Origin of the sequence: Paraglaciecola sp., assembly GCF_030730205.1 — a bacterium.
Taxonomy (GTDB): Bacteria; Pseudomonadota; Gammaproteobacteria; order Enterobacterales; family Alteromonadaceae; genus Paraglaciecola.
The window spans coordinates 1-1681 of sequence record NZ_JANQVQ010000315.1; the positions used below are offsets into that span (position 1 = coordinate 1).

General features: G+C 44.0%; 2 protein-coding genes. Both read right to left on the bottom strand.

The features are described from left to right. Positions 1-229 precede the first annotated feature (229 nt). Entirely contained in the window at positions 230-1048 is an 819-nt protein-coding gene (locus NWQ57_RS20790; protein ID WP_306024108.1) for an HAD family hydrolase, read from the bottom strand. A 214-nt stretch (positions 1049-1262) separates the two neighbouring features. Then, positions 1263-1681 (bottom strand): PEP-CTERM sorting domain-containing protein (locus NWQ57_RS20795; protein ID WP_306024107.1); only part of this gene is annotated, 419 nt, incomplete at its 5' end.

Genomic DNA, 1681 nt, shown 5'->3' on the forward strand with positions numbered 1-1681 from the left:
TCAGTTAAGCATGACCTGTTTGCTCTAAATCAACCGTTGAAGGCCATGGATGGCCTGACAAATTCGTCGGGAACGAATTTGAACAGCTATGCTGGCCCGAAAGGGTGAACTTCAGGAATGAAGTTCATAAAGGAGCCTCAGGGATGATTCATGGCGTGTTGATGTGAGCAAACCGCGTCATGCTAAACACTAAACTCATCGGTATTGCTGCATTGGCAGGCGTTTCTTATTACAACGAGAAACGTTCGCGAAGAAAATGCGCGACGCCATCTTCATGGTGATGCCCAATCACCGCACTGGCCACTTGTTTAATTTCGTCAATGGCATTGGCGGGGGCGTAACTTTCATCAGCACAAGCAAACATACTTAAATCGTTATCACCATCCCCAAAACAAATAACTTTGCTGGCACCCAGTTGTTTTTTCAACTGCGCAACGGCCTTGCCTTTATTGGCTTGGTAATGATGCACGTCCATCCAACGATACTGCGGTCCCTCAAGGGCAGGGCCTGAGTAGGCAATCAGGTTTGGATAGGTGTTTAATTTTAGCCACATGGCATGAATGGTGGCTGCCTCGCCAATCATGCTGATATTCGTGACCTGATGCTCAGGCGCTAAGGCGTGAAGCGGCTGCAGCTGTTGTGGCGTGTCGCTAAAGTACTTTTCGACCAGTCTTTTTTCCACATCGTGCTGGGTTTCAGCATGAAACACCACATGTTGGTGCTGTGCAATCACGTGCACAAAGGGCGAGATCCCTTGGCGCAGAGCAAGCTCAAGAATAGTATTAATTTCAGTCTGCTCTAAGATGTTCTCTAAGGTCAGTTGCTGGGTGTTCGGATCCCAGATAGTTACGCCATTATTATAGATTTGCGGTAAAACAAATTTATGACCCGCCACCGCTCGCTGTGCCGACAGCATAGTGCGCCCGGTGGCAATGGTGAAGGCAATGTCTTTCTCGCTTAACAGTTGTAAGGTGTCGTAGGTAAAGCGGGAGATCTCAGAGGCGTTGTTTAACAGGGTGCCGTCCAAGTCAAAACAAATCAGATACATATAGGGCATTTCCGAGCTTAAAAAGACTAACCGAGCTGACAGCCAAACCCCGCCGACAACCTAGATGATGAAGTATGCCATACGTAAAGGCACCGTATGTGGTTTTTATCTGCAAATGTATGAAGTTGTTCTAGTGACACAAACAATAGACGAAATGATTTTTATAAAAAAGGCTACGGAAGTAGCCTTGCAATTACGTTGATAAATATGATTGTTATTTGATCAGGCGACGACTCATCAATCCAATTAATCCAAATGCAAGAATGGCAATTGAACTTGGTTCAGGCACATCAACAGCAGTATTGAATGATAATGTGCGTTGGTTTAGGTCAAAATTGTCAGAAAATTGCTCATAAATAGAAGTTGTTGTATTCCAAGCACCGCGAGTTGATAAATCAACTGAGCTACCTGTTCTGCCACCACCTGAAGATATACCTACCAATAAATCGTTGGTGTTCAAACTATTAAACATTATTTCTATTAACCCATTCTGAAAAAGACTAATAGAAAAACTGTTACTATCAGAGTTATTAAACTGAGGAATATTGCTATAAACAGCCGAAAAGAAGGTAGCTGACTTGATTACTTCAATATTCCCACCTGTTGCAGGATCAAAATCATCCCACACTGCAA